Raw genomic sequence first — 17,753 nt, 5'->3', positions numbered from 1 at the left:
TCACCCGAGAGACTCTCTCAGGCTTTCCTCCGGGCGCTTCCCTTCGGTCTTGCGTTTCCGACTCTATCAGATCTTTTCTCGACCCGATTTCCTCGCTGCTTTCCAGGTTCCCGCTTTCGCGTTTCCCTTTCCGGCGGTTCCGACTCTATCAGATCTTTTTCTTGATCCGATTCCCTGTCGGGAGGATTGTCTTTGGCTTTGGACTTTCGCCTGTCGGCCTTTCGACATTCACTACGTTAGCCGATTCCCTCTGCAACTCATAATCGAGTTCTGCCGGGTTGGAATGCGGACATGCAGGCATGCCGAATTCGCTCCCGTTGAGGGGCGTTGTAGGTAGTGGGTTGGCCGCTTCCGACTGCCGGCGAATGCCGTACCCGGTTCAAGCGGCTCGGGCTACGTTACGCGCCGGCCAACAGCGAGTCAACTTCGGCGACGTCTGGGGACATGGGCCCGATAGGGGCTCACCGTCGGGTCGTCGGCGACCCAGTATCGCCAGGGGTGGACCGCTCCGTCGCCGGAGACTCCGGTGCGCGGGCCGTTGCGTACCTGGTCGGAGGGGACCGGGGTGCCGGTCAGGATCTTCAAGGGGGTGTCCCCCGTGGCGCAGGCGTCCGTACCGTCGAGGGCCCGGTCCACGTCCAGTGCGGTGGCCAGGCGGGCAGGCCCTTTGGCCAGTTCCTTGTCATTTCGGGCCGAGAGTCGACGTTTGCGGGCCGACTCGGCGCCCTCGACGATCTCGCCGGCGCGGAGCAGGACGGCGCTCGCCGTGCCGTCCGGACCGCAGACGAGGTTCATGCAGTGCCACATGCCGTAGGTGAAGTAGACGTACACATGTCCGGGCGGACCGAACATCACGCCGTTGCGGGCCGTGGGACCGCGATAGGCGTGGGACCCCGGGTCGCTCGGACCGTCGTAGGCCTCGACCTCCGTGAGGCGCAGGGTGATCGGACCGTCGGGGGTCGTCCGGACGAGGAACCGGCCGAGCAGATCCTGGGCCACCTCCAGGACAGGGCGGTCGAAGAAGGTCCTGGGGAGGGGCGTACGGTCGGGGGTCGCGATCATGCCCTCCGAGCGTAGTGCAGACGTGTGAGTGCGTCGGGGTGGTCAGCGGGCATCCGTCTTGCCAGGGTGTGGGGCACGGAACCGGCCACGCCGGGATCGCGTATGTAGGGGTCGAGGGATCCCGTAAGAAGAAGGTCGTAGAGGGAGAGACATGGCGTTCAAGAAGCTGCTCGCGAGTCTGGGGGCCGGTGGGGCTTCGGTCGAGACGGTGCTGACCGAGGTCAACGTCGTTCCGGGCGGTGTCGTACAGGGTGAGGTGCGGATCCAGGGCGGATCCGTCAACCAGCAGATCGAGGGGCTCTCGGTCGGGCTTCAGGCCAAGGTCGAGGTCGAGAGCGGCGACCAGGAGTACAAGCAGGACATCGAGTTCACGAAGCTGCGGCTCGGGGGTGCCTTCGAGCTCCAGGCCGGCGCCGTGCACGCGGTGCCGTTCGGGCTCGAGATCCCGTGGGAGACGCCGGTCACGACGATCGACGGCCAGACGCTGCGTGGCATGAACATCGGTGTGACCACGGAGCTGGAGATCGCCCGCGCCGTGGACTCCGGCGACCTGGACCCGATCAACGTGCACCCGTTGCCGGCGCAGAAGGCGATCCTGGACGCCTTCATCCAGCTGGGCTTCCGCTTCAAGAACGCGGACCTGGAGCGCGGGCACATCCGCGGTACGCGGCAGAAGCTGCCGTTCTACCAGGAGATCGAGTTCTTCCCGCCGTCGCAGTACCGGGGGCTGAACCAGGTCGAGCTGAGCTTCGTGGCCGACGAGCACACGATGGACGTCGTGCTGGAGATGGACAAGAAGCCGGGCCTGTTCAGCGAGGGCAGTGACACCTTCCGCTCGTTCCAGGTGGGTCTGCACGACTACCAGGGGACCGACTGGACGGGGTACCTCAACCAGTGGCTGTCCGAGGTCGGCAGCAAGCGCAACTGGTTCTGAGCAACAGGGAGGGCCCGGAGTGCCGTACGGCGCTCCGGGCCCTCTGTGCGTCCTCGCGCGGGGCGTGGAGGTCGTAGGCTCCGAAGGGAGTGCCCTGCCGATCGATCAGGAGGTGTCGGAGTGACCGAGCCGAAGAGGCGGCCACTGCCCCACGATTTCCATCCGCCGGTGCCGTCGTTCACGGTCACGAGCGAGGATGTGAAGGAGGGGGCGACGCTCAAGGACGCCCAGGTCCACGCGGCGGGGAACATCTCGCCGCAGCTGCGGTGGGAGGGTTTCCCGGCCGGGGCCAAGAGTTTCGCGGTGACCTGCTACGACCCCGATGCCCCGACGGGCAGCGGATTCTGGCACTGGGTCCTGTTCGACATCCCGGCCTCGGTGACCGAACTGCCCGCGGGTGCGGGCGGCGGCACGTTCGAGGGGCTGCCGGAGGGCGCAGTGCACGCGCGCAACGACTACGGCACCAAGGAGTTCGGCGGGGCCGCTCCGCCGCCCGGGGACGGACCGCACCGGTACGTCTTCACGGTGTACGCGGTGGATCAGGAGAAGCTCGGCCCCGACGCCGACGCCTCGCCCGCCGCCGTGGGATTCAATCTGCGGTTCCACACCGTCGCCCGCGCCCAGCTGATCGGTGAGTACGAACTTCCCGCGGAGGGATGAGTCAGCTCATCGTTCATGGAACGTTTGCCCGCCTCTGGTCTTGGAAGTGATCAGGGGCGGGCATTTTTGTTGCCGGGGGTCGCGGGGGTCACCTCCCGTGAAGCAGCAGATATTGCGTTGTCCATCTCGGCGTGCCCGGCCAGAGTTGATCCCAGTCCGCCACGGGGTGGGCCGGTGCACACAGGAGGTGGGCTGGTATGCGGGACACGCTGGTACTGAACGCGAGCTTCGAGCCGCTGTCGACGGTGACGTTGAACCGAGCCGTCGTTCTGGTGCTTCAGGACAAGGCCGTCGTCGAGCAGGCCCACCCCGAACTGCGGATGCGCGGAGCCGAGGTCGACATCCCGGCGCCCCGGGTGATCAGGCTGTGCAGATACGTACGGGTGCCGTTCCGAAGACAAGCTCCGTGGTCGAGGCGGGGTGTGCTGATACGCGACCGGCACCGGTGCGCGTACTGCGGTCGCCGGGCGACGACCGTGGACCACGTGGTGCCGCGGGCCCAGGGCGGTCAGGACGTGTGGCTGAACACCGTCGCCTCGTGCGCGGAGGACAATCACCGCAAAGCGGACCGGACTCCGGAGCAGGCGGAGATGCCGTTGCTGCGGCAGCCGTTCGAGCCGACGCCTGCGGACGCGATGCTTCTGGCCCTGGGCCAGGACGACTTCGCCGCCCTGCCGGACTGGCTGGCCGGGGAGGCCGCGTAGCGCTCCGCGCGGGGCCGGCTCTCTGCCTGCGGGCCAACTGTCGCTGAACGCACGGTTCCCCGCGCCCCTTCAGGGCGCGGGGAACCGGACGGAGCCGAAGAGATCCCTCAGTCGATCGACGGCTTCTCGCGGCGCTCGTTGCCGCTGTCGCCGTTGCCGTTGCCGTTGCCGGAGTTGCGGCCTCCCGAATTGCCGCCGAAGTTGCCGAAGTTGCCCATGGCGCCGGACAACCCCTTGAGGGCGTCGCCGATTTCGCTCGGGACGATCCAGAGCTTGTTGGCGTCGCCTTCGGCGATCTTCGGGAGCATCTGGAGGTACTGGTAGGAGAGGAGCTTCTGGTCCGGGTCGCCCGCGTGGATGGCCTCGAAGACCGTACGCACGGCCTGGGCCTCGCCCTCGGCGCGCAGGGCGGCTGCCTTGGCCTCGCCCTCGGCGCGCAGGATCTGGGACTGCTTCTCGCCCTCGGCGGTGAGGATGGCGGCCTGGCGCGTGCCTTCGGCGGTGAGGATCGCGGCGCGCTTGTCACGGTCGGCGCGCATCTGCTTCTCCATCGAGTCCTGGATGGAGGTCGGGGGCTCGATCGCCTTCAGTTCCACGCGGTTGACGCGGATGCCCCACTTGCCGGTCGCCTCGTCGAGGACTCCGCGCAGCGCCGCGTTGATCTCCTCGCGGGAGGTCAGGGTCCGCTCGAGGTCCATACCGCCGATGATGTTGCGGAGCGTGGTGACGGTGAGCTGCTCGATCGCCTGGATGTAGCTGGCGACTTCGTAGGTCGCGGCCCGGGCGTCGGTCACCTGGTAGTAGATGACGGTGTCGATGTTCACGACCAGGTTGTCCTGGGTGATCACCGGCTGGGGCGGGAACGGCACGACCTGTTCGCGCAGGTCGATGCGGTTGCGGATGGTGTCTATGAACGGGACGACGATGTTGAGTCCCGCGTTGAGTGTCCGCGTGTAGCGGCCGAACCGCTCCACGATGGCGGCACTCGCCTGTGGGATGACCTGGATCGTCTTGATCAGGGCGATGAAGACCAACACCACCAGAATGACCAGGACGATGATGACCGGTTCCATCGCGGCTCCCCGTACCTTTCTCCGCCTCGGCGCTTTCGGAAGATCTTATGCCTGTTGAAGATCTTGCTGGACGAGTGTGACAGACCGTCGTACGGCTCGTGCGGTGTTCTGTTCACTTACGTCGTGCGGGAGTTGCGCCACGTCAGATGACGATCGCCGTGGCCCCCTCGATGTCCACGACGTCGACTTCCTGCCCCACGTCGTAGGCGCGGTCGCTGTCGAGGGCGCGTGCCGACCAGATCTCGCCGGCGAGCTTGATGCGGCCGCCCGAGCCGTCGACGCGCTCCAGCACGACGGCCTGCTTGCCCTTCAACGCGTCGATGCCGGTGGCGAGTCGGGGACGCTGCTTTGCGTGCTTGGTCGCGATCGGGCGTACGACGGCGATCAGTGCGACGGAGACGACGATGAAGACGAGCACCTGGGCGACGGCTCCGAAGCCGAGGCCGGCCGCGACGGCGGCTGCCACCGCGCCGACCGCGAGCATGCCGAACTCGGGCATGGCGGTCACCACGAGCGGGATTCCGAGCGCTGCCGCGCCGACGAGCCACCACACCCACGCGTCGATGTCGTTCACACCGTCATGGTAGAGCCGCACGTCCTGCCGGGGACAGGGCGCACAGGGAGCGGTCAGGACATCGGCAGGCCCTGTGCGGTCCAGCGGTCGCCGACCTGTTCCACGACGAGCGGGAGGCCGAAGCAGAGGGAGAGGTTGCGGGAGCTGAGCTCGAGCTCGACCGGGCCCGCGGCGAGGACCTTGCCCTGGCGGATCATGAGGACGTGGGTGAAGCCGGGGGCGATCTCCTCGACGTGGTGGGTCACCATGATCATCGAGGGGGCGATGGGGTCGCGCGCGAGGCGGCCGAGACGGCGGACCAGGTCCTCGCGGCCGCCGAGGTCCAGACCGGCGGCGGGCTCGTCGAGGAGGAGCAGCTCGGGGTCGGTCATCAGGGCGCGGGCGATGAGGGTGCGCTTGCGCTCGCCCTCGGAGAGCGTGCCGAACTTGCGCTCCAGGTAGTCGCTCATGCCGAGGCGGTCGAGGAAGGCGCGGGCGCGCTGCTCGTCGATGTCCTCGTACTCCTCCTGCCAGCCGGCGGTCATGCCGTACGCGGCGGTCAGTACCGTCTGGAGGACGGTCTGGCGCTTGGGGAGCTTGTCGGCGAGGGCGATGCCGGCCATGCCGACGCGGGGGCGCAGCTCGAAGACGTCGGTGCCGGGGCTGCCGAGGGTCTCCCCGAGGATGGAGACGGTGCCGGCGCTGGGGAAGAGGTAGGTCGAGGCGATGTTCAGGAGGGTCGTCTTGCCGGCCCCGTTGGGACCGAGGATGACCCAGCGCTCGCCCTCCTTGACCGACCAGGAGACCTGGTCCACCAGAGCCCGGCCCTCACGGACCACGGATACGTCCTGAAGCTCCAGAACATCGCTCATGAGCGCGTTGTCTCCCCTTGCTGTGTGGCCGGTCGGTTGTCGCGGGCGCCTGTGGCTCGGACCGCCGCGCATGGGTGGGCGCGGCCTCTCCGGGAAAATCTACGCCACCGGTCGGGCGGCCCGTTCCATCGGTCCGGTCCTTAGGGTGGGGGCATGCTCTCGGAACCGCGCTCTGGTCGCCTTGCCGCTTGGGGAAATGCCCTGTTGGCCGGAATTGTCTCGCCGGACGACGCCGTGCTCGCCATCGTCGGCGAGGACGCCGTGCACCGGGTGGAGGGGCTGCCCGGTGAGTCGGCGCCCGTCGGACTCACGCTCGCGCTGGGGCGGCTGCGGGCGCTCGGGGTGAGCGGGCTGCGGGTGGCGCTGCCCGCGCCGGGGCATCCGCTGGGGTTGAGCGGCCCGCCGGAGTTCAACAAGCGGGCGCTGGAGGCGGAGGAGGCGGTGGTCTGTCACGGCGCCGGGTACGGGCTGGTGCCGGAGGTGTACGAGGCCGGGCCCGAGGGTGACGTGCATGTCGAGGTCGTGTGGCACTGCCTGCCGGTGCGGGAGGCCCCGCCGGCCGACGTGCCGTCGCTGGGCGAGGCGGAGCGGGAGCTGGCGGAGGCGTTGCGGGACGCCACGGCGGTGCTGGCGCGGCTGGACCTGGCGGGATCGGGGCCGGTGGCGGAGGCGGCGATCGACGCGTACCGGGCCCGGTCCGAGCGGGGGCGGGAGGTCCTGGCTCCGGGGTATCCGCCTCGGGCGGTGCGGGTGCTGGAGCTGGCGCAGCGGGTGGGGCTGCTGGTGTCCCTCGCCTATGAGAACGGACCCGGGGGTGCGGTGAGCTCGGCGGAGATGGCGGTGCGGGCGGAGGCCCTGCGGCCGGTCGAGCGGACGGCGCGGCGGGCTCAGGTCGCCGCGTACAACTCCGTTGTGGAGGAGCGGGAGCGGGGGGTGCGGTGAGCGTCGCTGCTCGGGTGGCCCGGGTGGGTGTGAGCCTCTGGGGGCTGTGCCCCCGGGCCCCCCTTCGGCCCTGAAGGGGCCTTGTCCTCAAGCGCCGGACGGGCTGGATCGCCTTGCCGGGCGGCGGTGAAAGGTGCCGACATGCCGAGCTCCGGCGGGCTGGCTGGCCGGGTGGCGGTGAAGGGCGCCGCCATGTGGGGCGCCGGACGGGCTGGGTTGTCGGGCGGTGGTGAAGTGGTCGCGGCAAGCGGAGGGGCCCGCGCGTCGTCCGTGACGCGTGGGCCCCTCTGTGGTGCGGCTACGAACTCAGTCGTTGATGCAGGTGTTGCCGAACGCCGGGTTCAGCACGCCGACCAGGTTGATCGTGTTGCCGCAGAGGTTGACCGGGATGTGCACCGGCACCTGGATGACGTTGCCCGAGGCAACGCCCGGCGACTTCACGGCCGCGCCTTCGGCACCCGCGTCGGCGACGGCGGCACCGGCCGAGGCGCCCGCGGCGATACCCGCGACGGTGAGGGCCACGGCAGCCTTCTTGGCGATGTTCATGGGAAGAGTTCCTCCTGCGTTTGCGTATCCGACCCGGCCGCGGGTCGTGGACTGCCCAACGCGGGAGTGATCGGGAACGATGCGGGACCGCTCGGAAGACACCTCGTTCGGATCATTGGAGCGACAAACAGACCGGCCTCCCTCGGTGGGGGCCGAGGGAGGCCGGAGGTCACCGCGGGTGCGGGCGGGACCTCAGTGGTTGAGACCCAGGTTGCCGAAGGCCGGGTTCAGCACGCCGATGACGTTCACGCTGTTGCCGACCACGTTGACCGGGACGTGCACCGGGGCCTGGACGAGATTGCCCGAGACGACGCCCGGCGAGCCCTTGGCCTCGCCGAGGGCGGTGGCGCCGTCGGAGGCGGAGGCCATGCCGGCACCCGCCGCCATCAGCCCGCCGGCCACCATCGTCACGGCCGCTGCCTTCTTCAGGTTCTTCACTTCTGACCCCTCCTAGCGATTACCGCGGCAGTCGCCGCGGCACGCACTGGAGAACGGCGGCGGGCCCCGAAGGATGCGCCGTTCGGGGGACATTCCCACGACGGTATGAATCTCGGATCGGAAGTTAACCTTCCGCGTTGCCCCGCCGGAGCGCCCCGCGACGCTCCGGGTGGTGCGCCGGAGCGCGTCTCAGCGGGTCACGCCATGACGTACGGCCCACAGCGCGGCCTGGGTGCGGTCCGCGAGGTCGAGCTTCATCAGGATGTTCGAGACGTGTGTCTTGACGGTCTTCTCGGAGAGGACCAGGGCCCGGGCGATCTCGCGGTTGGAGCGGCCGTCCGCTATCAGGCCGAGCACCTCGCGCTCGCGTTCCGTGAGCGCGCCGCCTCTGCCCTGGCCCGAGGTGCCCTCGTCCTGGGAGAGGAGTGCGCCGGCGACCTCCGGCTGGAGCAGGATGTGCCCGGCGTGGACCGAGCGGATGGCGCCGGCCAGGGCGTCGGGGTCCACGTCCTTGTAGACGTACCCGGCGGCGCCCGCGCGCAGGGCCGGGACCACGGTGCGCTGTTCGGTGAAGCTGGTGACGATCAGCACGCGCGCGGGGTTCGCCAGGTCGCGGAGCCTGCGGAGGGCCTCGACGCCGTCCATGCCGGGCATCTTGACGTCCATCAGGACGACGTCCGGCTTCAACTCCTCGGCGAGGGCGACTCCTTCGGCGCCGTCAGCGGCCTCGCCGACGACCTCGATGTCGTCCTGCACCTCCAGGAAGGTGCGCAGGCCCCGGCGGACGACCTGGTGGTCGTCGACGAGCAGCACCTTGATTGCGTCAGCCACCGGGAGCCTCCATCTCGATCGTGGTGCCCTTGCCGGGCGCCGATTCCACCGTGAGCGTGCCACCGACCCCGCCGGCCCGGTCCCGCATCGAGACCAGCCCGAGGTGCCGGCCGGCCCGGCGGACCGTCGTCGGGTCGAAGCCGCCGCCGTCGTCCGTGACGCGCAGGACCGTGCCGGGGCCGCGTTTCGCGAGGGTCACCTCGACGCGTTGCGCCCCGGAGTGGCGCAGGGCGTTGTGCAGCGCCTCCTGGGCGACCCGCAGCAGGGCGTCCTCCTGCGCGGCGGGCAGCGCGCGGACGCCTTGGCTGGTGAAGGTCACGCGCGCGGTGTGGGCGCGGTCGAGGACCTGGATGTGGGTGCGGAGGGTGGCGACCAGGCCGTCCTCGTCGAGGGCCGCGGGGCGCAACTCCACGACGGCGGCCCGCAGTTCGTCGGCGGCCTCGGCGGCGAGCGCGGCGACCTGTTGCAGTTCGCCCTTCGCGCGCGCGGGGTCGCGGTCGACGAGGGCGGTGGCGGCCTGGGCCGTCAGGCGCAGGGAGAACAGCTTCTGGCTGACGGCGTCGTGCAGTTCGTGGGCCAGCCGGGAGCGTTCCTCGGCGATCGTCAGTTCGCGGCTGCGCTCGTACAGGCGGGCGTTGGTGAGGGCTATCGCGGCGTGCTGGGCGAGGATCGCGAGCAGTTCCTCGTCGTCCTCGGTGAAGCCGCAACCGCCTTGGGGCCTGGCGCAGTTCTTGTTGGCCAGGAACAGAGCGCCGAGGACCTCCTCGCCGTCCCGGACGGGCAGGCCCAGGAAGTCGGACATCTCGGGGTGGGCGGACGGCCAGCCCTCGAAGCGCGGGTCCTTGCGGACGTCGGCGAGGCGCTGGGGCCGGGCCTCCTGGAGCATCGCCGCCAGGATGCCGTGCTGGCGGGGCAGCGGGCCGATGGCCTTCCACTGCTCCTCGCCGACGCCGTCGACGACGAACTGGGCGAAGCCGCCGTGGTCGTCGGGCACGCCGAGGGCGGCGTACTGCGCGTCCAGCAGTTCGCGGGCGGAGGCGACGATCGTCTTGAGGACGTCGCGGACCTCGAGGTGCCTGCTCATGGCCAGCAGCGCGGTACTCACCGCGGCGAGGCCGGACCGGGGGCCTTGACTCATGCCCTCACGGTACCGGCGGGGTGTGACAGCGCGGATCGGACCTGTGGCGGCCGCGGGCTGGGGCGCAGGACCTAGGGCGGAGGTCCCGGTTACCGCGGACCAGGGCGCGGGGACCGGGTGCGCGGGCCTACGACCAAGGGCCCCTCCGGCTTGCGTCCCGCGTCCGAGGCGGAGGCGCGGGGCCGGTTCCTAGGTTGGGATCACCGCCGCAAGGAGGCGGTCGGACGAGGGGACGGTTGTCATGCCGGTTGCGATCATCACGGGTGCGTCGAAGGGGCTGGGGCGGGCGCTGGCCGAGGCGCTGGCCGCGCGGGGCTGGGATCTGGTGCTCGACGCCAGAACCGCGCAGGTGCTGAAGGAGACGGCGGCGGCCGTGGCGGCGCACGGGGCCCGGGTCGAGGCCCGTGCGGGGGATGTCACGGACGCGGCGCACCGGGCCGAGCTGGTGGCGGCCGCCTGGCGGCTCGGGGGCTGCGACCTGTTGGTGAACAACGCGAGTGCGCTGGGCGCCGAGCCGCTGGTGCGGCTGGCCGAGCTGCCCCTGGACGGCCTGCGGCGGGCGCTGGAGGTGAACGTCGTGGCGGCGCTGGGGCTGGTCCAGGAGGCGCTGCCGCTGCTGCTCGGGGCGCCGGCCGGCGCGGTGATCACCGTCAGCTCGGACGCGGCCGCCGAGGCGTACGGGACCTGGGGCGGCTACGGGGCGTCCAAAGCGGCCCTGGACCAGCTCGCGGCGGTGCTCGGGGCGGAGGAGCCGGGGCTGCGGGTGTGGGCGGTGGACCCCGGGGACATGGCCACGGACCTGTACGCGGCGGCCGTACCGGACGACGACGATCCGCGGCCGGATCCGGCCGGTGTGGCGCCGGCCTTCCTGCGGCTGCTGGACGAGCGCCCGGCGAGCGGGCGGTACGGGGCTCCGGCCCTGCTGGAGGGACGGCGATGACGCTGGCCGTGCAGCGGGTTCCGCAGGAGCTGTCGGCGCGGGTGCCGGCCGAGCAGCGGGGGCCGGGACGGGACCGTGACGACGTGCGGCTGCTGGTGTCGCGGGGGACGGAGGCCACCCATCACGCGTTCCGGGAGCTGCCGTGTCTGCTGCGGGCCGGGGACCTGCTCGTGGTGAACACCTCGCCGACGCTGGCGGCGGCCGTGGACGGGCGGGTCGGGCACGCGCGTGTGGTGGTGCACTTCTCCACGCGCGGTGACGACGGGCGGTGGGCCGTAGAGCTGCGGGAGCCGGACGGGAAGGGCACCACCCGCGCGCGTGCGGGCGGGCCCGCGGGGACCGAGGTGCGGCTGGCCGGGGGTGTGCGGCTGGCGCTGGAGGAGCCGCTGAGCCCGGGGAGCGGGCGGCTGTGGTGGGCGCGGGTGTCCCCTGCCGGGGCGGTGCACGGGCTGCTGCGGGAGCACGGGCGGCCCATCCGTTACTCCTACACGGAGCGGGACCAGCCGCTGTCCGTCTACCAGACGGTGTTCGCGCTGCCGTCGGCCGACGGCACGGGCAGTGCGGAGATGCCGAGCGCGGCGCGGCCCTTCACCGCGCGGCTGGTGGCGGAGCTGGTGAGCCGGGGGGTGCAGTTCGCGCCGATCACCCTGCACACCGGGGTCGCCTCGGCGGAGGCGCACGAGCCGCCGTATCCGGAGCGGTTCGCGGTGCCCGAGGCGTCGGCGCGGCTGATCAACGCCGTGCGCGGTGGTGGAGGGAGAAGGGCGGGCAGGCGGGTGATCGCGGTGGGGACGACCGCGGTACGGGCCGTGGAGTCGGCGACCGGGGCGGACGGGCTCGTACGCGCGCGTGCGGGATGGACGGATCTCGTCGTCACGCCCGCGCGCGGAGTACGGGCGGTGGACGGGCTGCTGACCGGGCTGCACGAGCCGGAGGCCTCGCATCTGCTGATGCTGGAGGCGGTGGCGGGGCGGGCCGCGATCAGCCGTGGCTACGACGAGGCGCTGGGCGGGCGCTACCTGTGGCACGAGTTCGGGGACGTGCACCTCGTCCTTCCGGAGGAGAGTGCTGACGCAGAGCATTGCTCGGGCAACTATCAGTGAGAACAGAGGGGGGCCCGTGTGAGCCCGCACATAGGGCGCGGATCACGTACTACGGGCAATAGGAGATAAAGGGGACGCGGTGAACGGGGCAGATGGTTCCATCTGTCCCGATTTGCCCTTCCCTGATCCACTATCGGGGATCGTACGTCACACCTTTGCCTGCCGATTTTGCGGCCGCTAACAATGGCTCTCGTCGCTCAGCGCCGTGGGTTCTCCCCCGGCGGCGCCCGTGCCTCAAGCACCCGCTGTCCGCCGTCGGACGAAGAGAGCGACCTCCGCGCTATTCGAAGAGGTCCATCCGCATGCCCAAGAACACTCGCAAGATCGCGATCGCCGGTGCCGCCACGCTCGGTGCCGCTGCCCTCGCCTTCTCCGTGGTGCCGGCCGACGCGCAGACGACCACTACGGACGCCGTCTCCTCGGCCCGGGTCGCCTACAGCGCTGCGCCGGTGAAGGCCGTCAAGGCCAGCGTGACCGACCAGCTGGCCACGACAAGCGTGAAGGTCGACGCCATCGAGGCACAGAAGAAGGCCGCCGCGGACGCCGCCGCGAAGAAGAAGGCCGCCGCCGAGGCCGCCGCGAAGGCAGCCGCCGCGAAGAAGAAGGCGGCCGCCGCGGCCGCGGCCAAGAAGGCCGCCGCCGCGCGCAAGGCCGCCCAGGAGGCCGCGAGCCGGTCCGCCAAGCGCGTGGCCGTCAAGCAGGTCGCCACCAAGAGCTACGCCAACAACCTCGACGGCTGGATCAAGCACTCCCTGGACATCATGAAGTCCAAGGGCATCCCGGGCTCCTACAGCGGTCTGCACCGCAACATCATCCGGGAGTCCTCGGGCAACCCGAAGGCGATCAACAACTGGGACATCAACGCCATCAACGGCATCCCGTCCAAGGGCCTGCTCCAGGTGATCCCGCCGACGTTCGCGGCCTACCACGTCGCCGGAACGTCCTGGAACATCTACGACCCGGTCGCCAACATCACCGCCGCGGCGAACTACGCGGCCGACAAGTACGGCACGATCGACAACGTCGACAGCGCGTACTGAGCGACCCCCGTACGCCGATGGGCGGCACCCCGAACCGGGGTGCCGCCCATCGGCGTACTGCCGCTGCGACTACTTGCGCATGACCTCGGGCTCGTGGCGGCGCAGGAAGCGGGCCACGAAGAAGCCGCAGATCACGCCGAGGACGATCAGCGCGACCATGTCCAGGCCCCAGGCGCCGACGGTGTGCTCCCACAGCGGGTCCGTCTCACCGCCGTCCTTGGGCGGGCTGATCTTGTTGAAGTCCAGCGTGGCGCCCGCGGCGGCGACCGCCCAGCGCGAGGGCATCAGGTACGAGAACTCGTTGACGCCGACCGCGCCGTTCAGGGTGAACAGGCAGCCGGTGAACACGACCTGGATGATCGCGAACATGACCAGCAGCGGCATGGTCTTCTCGGCCGTCTTCACCAGCGACGAGATGACCAGGCCGAACATCATCGAGGTGAAGCCCAGCGCCATGATCGGGATGGAGAGCTCGAACATGGTGGCGCTGCCGAGGACCAGGCCCTGCGTCGGGATCTCCCGGCTCGCGAAGCCGATCACGCCGACCATCAGGCCCTGGAGCAGGGTGACCACGCCGAGCACGAACACCTTGGACATCAGGTACGCGGACCGGGACAGGCCGGTCGCGCGTTCCCGCTCGTAGATGACCCGTTCCTTGATGAGCTCGCGGACCGAGTTGGCCGCGCCCGCGAAGCAGGCGCCGACCGCGAGGATCAGCAGGACGGTGGTGGCCGTGCCGTTGGGGATGATCCGGCCGGTCTTCGGGTTGACCGGGTTGGGCAGCAGGCTGTTCCCGGAGTCGATGAGCAGGCTCACCGCGCCGAGGACGGCCGGCAGGATCACCGTCAGGGCCAGGAAGCCCTTGTCGGAGGCGATCACCGAGGCATAGCGGCGCACCAGCGTGACGAACTGGGACATCCAGCCCTGCGGCTTCGGCGGCTTCATCGCCTGCATCGGCGGCATCTGTACGGACTGCGGCGCGATGGCGTCGATGTCCGCGGCGTACATCTGGTAGTGCTGCGAGCCCTTCCAGCGGCCCGCCCAGTCGTAGTCGCGGTAGTTCTCGAAGGCGGAGAAGACGTCGGCCCAGGTGTCGTAGCCGAAGAAGTTCAGCGCCTCCTCGGGCGGGCCGAAGTAGGCGACGGCACCGCCCGGCGCCATCACCAGCAGCTTGTCGCAGATCGCGAGCTCCGCCACCGAGTGCGTGACGACCAGGACCGTGCGGCCGTCGTCGGCGAGGCCGCGCAGCAGCTGCATGACATCGCGGTCCATGCCGGGGTCGAGGCCGGAGGTCGGCTCGTCCAGGAAGATCAGCGACGGCTTGGTGAGCAGCTCCAGGGCCACCGAGACGCGCTTGCGCTGGCCGCCGGAGAGGGAGGTGATCTTCTTCTCTTTGTGGATGTCCAGCTTGAGCTCGCGCAGCACCTCGTCGATGCGGGCGTCGCGCTCGGCGCCCGTGGTGTCGGCGGGGAAGCGGAGCTTGGCCGCGTACTTGAGAGCCCTCTTGACGGTCAGTTCCTTGTGCAGGATGTCGTCCTGCGGGACCAGACCGATGCGCTGGCGCAGCTCGGCGAACTGCTTGTACAGGTTCCGGTTGTCGTAGAGGACGTCGCCCTGGTTGGCGGGACGGTAGCCCGTCAGCGCCTTGAGCAGGGTCGACTTGCCGGAACCGGACGGTCCGATGACCGCGATCAGGGACTTCTCCGGGACACCGAAGGAGACGTCCTTCAGGATCTGCTTGCCGCCGTCGACCGTGACGGTCAGGTGGCGGGCCGAGAAGGAGACCTCACCGGTGTCGACGAACTCCTCGAGCCGGTCGGCGACGATCCGGAACGTCGAGTGGCCGACGCCGACGATGTCGGTGGACCCCAGCTGGACCGAGCCGCCCTTGGGGATCGGCTGGCCGTTGACATAGGTGCCGTTGTGCGAGCCGAGGTCGCGGATCTCCATCCGGCCGTCGGGCGTCGAGTGGAACTCGGCGTGGTGACGCGAGACCTGGAGGTCCGAGACGACCAGCTCGTTCTCCAGGGCACGGCCGATGCGCATCACGCGGCCGAGGGAGAACTGGTGGAACGTGGTCGGGCTGCGGTCTCCGTAGACCGGCGGCGCCCCCGCGCCTCCACCGGGCACCCGCTGCGCGTACGGCTCGCTCGGCCCCTGCTGCTGCGGGACCTGCGGCGCGCCCTGCGGCGGCGGCTGCCATCCGGCCTGCGGCGCCTGCTGCGGCGGGGCCTGCTGGGCCCAGCCCGGGTTCGCGGCCTGCGCGGCGTACGGCTGCTGGGGCTGCGCGGCGGGCGCCTGCGTCCCCGAGAGGTTCACCCGCGGCCCGTCGGTCGCGTTGCCCAGGTGCAGCGCCGAGCCGGGGCCGATCTCCAGTTGATGGATCCGCTGCCCCTGCGCGAACGTGCCGTTGGTGCTCCCGTGGTCCTCGACGACCCAACTGCGCCCGTTGAAGCTGACCGTGGCGTGACGCCAGGAGACCCTGGCGTCGTCGAGGACGATGTCGCCCTGCGGATCACGTCCGAGGGTGTATGGCCTGGACGGATCGAGCGTCCAGGTGCGTCCGTTCAATTCCAGTACGAGTTCCGGCACTCCAGCCCCACTGAGTTGTCCCCCGAGTTAGCCCCATCAACGGGGAGTCTAGGGATGTCGAACATCGGGGGGAACTATTTCAGTAGCGGCCCCCTGACCGAAAGTCGGGCCTTGTGAAGAGCGTGGGCGAGCGTATCGGCCGTTCCCGTTGACGGGGTTGAAACCGGCCCGGAGAGTGGTAAAGGCACGCGAGGGGGACGGAAGCGGCGATCTTCGTCGCCGCGCGCCGCGGATCGGGGGGTCTGCATGAGTGCCGGTACGGGTGTCGAGGGCAGTGGGAGCGCGGCGCGCGGCAGGGGCGTGCCGTGGATCGACGTGCTGCTGGCCGCGGTCGCGGCGGTGAGCTGGGCGCTGATCGGGATGGCGGGGACGGCGGCGCTGGGACTGCATCTCCTGGAGGCGGACTCCGCGGGCTCGTTGGGCCCGATGACGGCCGCCGTGGTCGCCCTGGCCGCCGGCGGCTCGGTGACTCCGTCGGGCGATGTGTCCGCTTTCGGGCTCACGGGCGCGGAGGCGAACACGGCCATCGAGATCACGCCATTGGGGGTGAGCCTGGTGGGCGCGCTGCTGCTCTCGTGGTTCTTCCTGCGGTCCCTGCGCACGGCGGGAGTTGTGATCGCCCCGGCCGAACTCCTCGCGCGCGTCGGGTCGGTGGTCGCGCTGTACGTGGCGATGCTCGGCGGACTGGCCTGGGCGGGGCACGACGTCATCACGATCGACGGGGGCGCGCTGGGGCTGGACGACCTGCCCGGCGGTGGCGGTGGCGGTGGCGGTGGCGGTGGCGGCCTGGAGATCCCCGGGATCGGGGACATCGGCGGACTGCTGCCCGACCGGCTCGGCGACCTCGTCGACGCGAAGGCCGCGGTCGGCTTCACCGTCGACACGGCGCCCACCCTGCTCGGCGGCCTCGGCTGGTCCCTCGGCATCCTGCTGATCGCGCTGCTGGCCTCGCGCCGCACGCCGCTGCCGAGCGGCTGGGAGGCGGTGCACCGGGTGGTGCGGCCCGCGGTGTCCGCCGTCGTGACCGTGCTGCTGGTGGCGGTGGCGGCCGGGTTGGCAGCGGCGGCGTACGCGGCGATCGGCGACGACCACCCGAAGCGGATCGCGGGGGCGGCGCTGCTCGGCGCGCCGAACGGGGTCTGGCTGGGCATCCCGATCGGCTTGTTCGTCCCCTGGGACGGCCGGGCGACGGGCGCGCTGACGCGCGTCCTCCCGGATCCGCTGGACGATCTGCTGGGCGTCGGCACCGAACGGTCGGTGACCCTGGGCCGCCTCGCCGAGCTGGACGGACGGGTCTGGCTGCTGGGCGTGGCGGCCGCGCTGATGATGCTGCTGGCGGGGGTGCTGACGGCGGTGCGGACGCCTGCGGGGTCGACGGGATTCGCGCCGGCCGCGAGGGGCGGGTCGAAGGCGGCCTCCAGGGCTGGGTCGGGAGCGGTGGCCGCGGCCGGACCGGGACCGGGAGCGGGAGCTGCGGCCGCGCCGGGAGCGGGAGCCGGGTCCGGGGGCCGGGGCGGGCTCGGAGGCGGGGCGGTCGGATTCGCCGGGCGGTGTGCCGTGCGGCTGGGGGCGGCGACCGCCGTGGCGTTGCCGTTGATCGCCTGGCTGACGAACGTGTCCGTGGACGCCTCGCTGTCCGTGCTGGGGTTCGACGCCTTCGGGGCCGGGATCGAACTGCACGGACACCTCGGTGCGGCGCTGCTGCTGGGCGCCGGGTGGGGCGCGGGGGCGGGGGCCGCCGGTGCGCTGCTGGCACGGGCCACGGGGGCCGCCGGGCGACGGGCGGCGCCACTGGCACGCAGTGACCCGAGTGGCACCGCGGGCCCCGGCGGGACCCGGGGGCCTTCGGGGCGCCCGGACGACCTGGCCGGGCCGTACGCGCCGGGCGCGCCGGCGTACCGGCCGCCGAATCCGGCGACCAATCCCTATCTGCGGGTTCCGGAGGAGTTGCGGGAGTCACGGGAATCCTGGGACACGCGGCCGGAGCGGGCTCGGCCCGAGCGGCCCAGGGGGGACAGGGGCGGGCCGTCGAGGCCGTACGAGAGCTCCCGGCGCACCGAGCCTCCGCCGGGCGACGGGCGGCCGCCTGCCGGACCACCGGGGGCGGACGACGTCTACGGCGCTCCGACGGTGGTCCGGCCGCTCGGGCCGCCGCCCCGGGCCCCGCGCCGTCCTCCCGGCCCGCGGCCCGGTGAGCGGCCGGCGCCCGGACCGCAGGAGGGTCCGCCGCCTCCGCCGCCACCGCCTCCTCCCGCTCCTCCCAGGGGGCCCGGGAAGCCTGGCGGGCCGCGGTGAGGGGCGGGGGCCGAAACGCCCGCGGAACGC

Annotated in this window: 17 protein-coding genes; 8 read left to right on the top strand and 9 right to left on the bottom strand. The window is 71.2% G+C overall.

All coding sequences use genetic code 11. From position 1 onward, the window contains the following. Positions 1 to 420 precede the first annotated feature (420 nt). Positions 421 to 1,062: a DNA-3-methyladenine glycosylase gene (locus ABT070_RS27870; RefSeq protein WP_351764614.1), complete on the bottom strand. Its 642-nt coding sequence runs from the start codon at positions 1,060 to 1,062 to the stop codon at positions 421 to 423. Between the two features lie 151 nt (positions 1,063 to 1,213). Here ABT070_RS27870 and ABT070_RS27865 point away from each other — a divergent pair, with 151 nt between their 5' ends. The 3 genes from ABT070_RS27865 (at position 1,214) to ABT070_RS27855 (ending at position 3,360) form a co-directional block, all read left to right on the top strand. Then, positions 1,214 to 1,996, top strand: coding sequence for a sporulation protein (locus ABT070_RS27865; RefSeq protein ID WP_351764613.1), 783 nt, complete (start codon positions 1,214 to 1,216; stop codon positions 1,994 to 1,996). 120 nt (positions 1,997 to 2,116) lie between these two features. Further along, a complete protein-coding gene (locus tag ABT070_RS27860; RefSeq protein ID WP_351764612.1) occupies positions 2,117 to 2,656 on the top strand; it encodes a YbhB/YbcL family Raf kinase inhibitor-like protein in 540 nt (179 codons plus the stop codon). A 197-nt stretch (positions 2,657 to 2,853) separates the two neighbouring features. Beyond that, positions 2,854 to 3,360: an HNH endonuclease gene (locus tag ABT070_RS27855; protein ID WP_351764611.1), complete on the top strand. Its 507-nt coding sequence runs from the start codon at positions 2,854 to 2,856 to the stop codon at positions 3,358 to 3,360. A 107-nt stretch (positions 3,361 to 3,467) separates the two neighbouring features. Here ABT070_RS27855 and ABT070_RS27850 read toward each other — a convergent pair whose 3' ends face one another. The 3 genes from ABT070_RS27850 to ABT070_RS27840 all read right to left on the bottom strand — a co-directional run bounded on the left by ABT070_RS27850 (position 3,468) and on the right by ABT070_RS27840 (position 5,858). After that, the gene (locus ABT070_RS27850) at positions 3,468 to 4,433 is read right to left on the bottom strand and encodes an SPFH domain-containing protein (protein ID WP_351764610.1); all 966 of its coding nucleotides are present in this window, start codon (positions 4,431 to 4,433) and stop codon (positions 3,468 to 3,470) included. A gap of 142 nt (positions 4,434 to 4,575) precedes the next feature. Further along, complete coding sequence (locus ABT070_RS27845) at positions 4,576 to 5,007, bottom strand: NfeD family protein (protein ID WP_351764609.1); 432 nt, start codon at positions 5,005 to 5,007, stop codon at positions 4,576 to 4,578. A 53-nt stretch (positions 5,008 to 5,060) separates the two neighbouring features. Beyond that, positions 5,061 to 5,858 (bottom strand): ABC transporter ATP-binding protein, encoded by a 798-nt coding sequence (locus ABT070_RS27840; RefSeq protein WP_351764608.1) that lies wholly within the window; start codon positions 5,856 to 5,858, stop codon positions 5,061 to 5,063. 153 nt (positions 5,859 to 6,011) lie between these two features. Here ABT070_RS27840 and ABT070_RS27835 point away from each other — a divergent pair, with 153 nt between their 5' ends. Beyond that, the gene (locus tag ABT070_RS27835) at positions 6,012 to 6,800 is read left to right on the top strand and encodes an Rv1486c family protein (RefSeq protein WP_351764607.1); all 789 of its coding nucleotides are present in this window, start codon (positions 6,012 to 6,014) and stop codon (positions 6,798 to 6,800) included. Between the two features lie 306 nt (positions 6,801 to 7,106). Here the strand turns inward: ABT070_RS27835 and ABT070_RS27830 are convergent, their stop codons facing one another. The 4 genes from ABT070_RS27830 to ABT070_RS27815 all read right to left on the bottom strand — a co-directional run bounded on the left by ABT070_RS27830 (position 7,107) and on the right by ABT070_RS27815 (position 9,753). Beyond that, positions 7,107 to 7,346: a chaplin gene (locus ABT070_RS27830; protein ID WP_351764606.1), complete on the bottom strand. Its 240-nt coding sequence runs from the start codon at positions 7,344 to 7,346 to the stop codon at positions 7,107 to 7,109. Between the two features lie 192 nt (positions 7,347 to 7,538). After that, positions 7,539 to 7,784, bottom strand: coding sequence for a chaplin ChpE (gene chpE, locus ABT070_RS27825; protein WP_351764605.1), 246 nt, complete (start codon positions 7,782 to 7,784; stop codon positions 7,539 to 7,541). Positions 7,785 to 7,973: 189 nt separating this feature from the next. Next, positions 7,974 to 8,615, bottom strand: coding sequence for a response regulator (locus ABT070_RS27820; protein ID WP_020130387.1), 642 nt, complete (start codon positions 8,613 to 8,615; stop codon positions 7,974 to 7,976). Next, positions 8,608 to 9,753, bottom strand: coding sequence for a GAF domain-containing sensor histidine kinase (locus ABT070_RS27815; protein ID WP_351764604.1), 1,146 nt, complete (start codon positions 9,751 to 9,753; stop codon positions 8,608 to 8,610). The genes ABT070_RS27820 and ABT070_RS27815 overlap by 8 nt, the downstream gene beginning before the upstream one ends. 241 nt (positions 9,754 to 9,994) lie before the next feature. Between ABT070_RS27815 and ABT070_RS27810 the strand changes: the two genes are divergently transcribed. The 3 genes from ABT070_RS27810 (at position 9,995) to ABT070_RS27800 (ending at position 12,836) form a co-directional block, all read left to right on the top strand. Continuing rightward, positions 9,995 to 10,693: an SDR family NAD(P)-dependent oxidoreductase gene (locus tag ABT070_RS27810; RefSeq protein WP_351764603.1), complete on the top strand. Its 699-nt coding sequence runs from the start codon at positions 9,995 to 9,997 to the stop codon at positions 10,691 to 10,693. Further along, positions 10,690 to 11,796, top strand: a complete 1,107-nt coding sequence (locus tag ABT070_RS27805) for an S-adenosylmethionine:tRNA ribosyltransferase-isomerase (protein WP_351764602.1) — start codon at positions 10,690 to 10,692, stop codon at positions 11,794 to 11,796. Before ABT070_RS27810 ends, ABT070_RS27805 begins: the two co-directional genes overlap by 4 nt. 302 nt (positions 11,797 to 12,098) lie before the next feature. Continuing rightward, a complete protein-coding gene (locus tag ABT070_RS27800; protein ID WP_351764601.1) occupies positions 12,099 to 12,836 on the top strand; it encodes a transglycosylase SLT domain-containing protein in 738 nt (245 codons plus the stop codon). 69 nt (positions 12,837 to 12,905) lie between these two features. On the opposite strand, the gene ABT070_RS27795 is transcribed toward ABT070_RS27800, so the two are convergent. Continuing rightward, positions 12,906 to 15,428, bottom strand: a complete 2,523-nt coding sequence (locus ABT070_RS27795; RefSeq protein ID WP_351764600.1) for an ABC transporter ATP-binding protein/permease — start codon at positions 15,426 to 15,428, stop codon at positions 12,906 to 12,908. A gap of 246 nt (positions 15,429 to 15,674) precedes the next feature. Between ABT070_RS27795 and ABT070_RS27790 the strand changes: the two genes are divergently transcribed. Beyond that, positions 15,675 to 17,723 (top strand): streptophobe family protein, encoded by a 2,049-nt coding sequence (locus tag ABT070_RS27790; protein WP_351764599.1) that lies wholly within the window; start codon positions 15,675 to 15,677, stop codon positions 17,721 to 17,723. The last annotated feature ends 30 nt before the right edge of the window (positions 17,724 to 17,753 follow it).

Origin of the sequence: Streptomyces sp. NPDC002884 (assembly GCF_040295245.1) — a bacterium.
Lineage (GTDB): Bacteria > Actinomycetota > Actinomycetes > Streptomycetales > Streptomycetaceae > Streptomyces.
Note: the sequence above shows the minus strand (reverse complement) of the source record. Positions and strands in the feature narration are given on the sequence as shown.